The sequence below is a fragment of the Vibrio sp. 1078-1 genome (assembly GCF_033340475.1).
Genome location: NZ_JAWOWM010000700.1, coordinates 1 through 563 on the forward strand (window position 1 = coordinate 1; position 563 = coordinate 563).

1 protein-coding gene is annotated in these 563 nt (G+C 47.6%); it reads right to left on the reverse strand.

What is annotated here, in order from left to right; genetic code table 11:
* On the reverse strand, positions 1 to 563 hold a 563-nt coding region (locus R7190_RS29595; protein ID WP_318138168.1), incomplete at both ends, for a DUF3394 domain-containing protein.

The following is a 563-nucleotide window of genomic DNA, read 5'->3' on the forward strand; positions in this document are numbered from 1 at the left end:
CGACCATTTTGCCGTCGTTCTCAGTCAGCATCAGACCCATTGAAGAGATACGCTCTTCAGCTGTCGTTGCTCTGTCTTCGAATGGCAGACGTACCGTTTTCTCGACGTATTCGCCTTCGAGGTTTTGTCCGGCAACACGTAACTCAATGGATTCTCCTACATTTAGGTTTTCCGTGATTTGAGCTATCTCAACCCCAGGAGAAAGAACTTTCGCTGGGTATAACATGTCCCACCAAAAACCAGGTCGGAAGAATGAGAAAGTTAATACTAATAATAGGACGGTTTCCCACCACTTGTTACGAGTCAGCCACCATCCCTGCGTAGCGGCAGAGAAGATCAGCATCGCAATGATGGAAGAGATTACCGTGAGTGCTAAATGCCACCAAGAATCGATACCCATCAACAATAATTGGGTATTGAAAACAAACATGAATGGCAGAATGGCGGTTCGAATATCGTAAGTAAAACCTTGGATACCGGTACGAATTGGATCGGACTTCGCGATTGCTGCAGCGGCAAAGGCAGCCAGACCGACCGGTGGTGTATCATCGGCGAGAATACCG